1 protein-coding gene is annotated in these 225 nt (G+C 35.6%); it reads left to right on the top strand.

Annotated elements, in window-relative coordinates:
* Positions 1–225, top strand: a 225-nt coding sequence (locus CRU91_RS12355; RefSeq protein ID WP_222718490.1) for a hypothetical protein, incomplete at both ends; no start/stop codon positions are given.

The following is a 225-nucleotide window of genomic DNA, read 5'->3' as shown; positions in this document are numbered from 1 at the left end:
AAGGGAAGAATAAAGAAGTAGATACGACAATATTAGATAATTCAAATCCAAATAATCCAGGAGAGCCAGATAATCCATTAACACCAGGAGATAATCCAGGATATGGACCAGAAGATACAGTGTATGTTGTAATCGATGGAACAAAAGAGTTGTGGGAGAGTCAGACAGGTGAGTATGTAGTAAAATTAGTAGATAAAGATGGTAATGTAGTAGTACCAACAAAAG

The organism is Aliarcobacter vitoriensis (assembly GCF_003316695.1).
Lineage (GTDB): Bacteria > Campylobacterota > Campylobacteria > Campylobacterales > Arcobacteraceae > Aliarcobacter > Aliarcobacter vitoriensis.
This window is presented reverse-complemented; position numbering and strand designations above follow the sequence as displayed.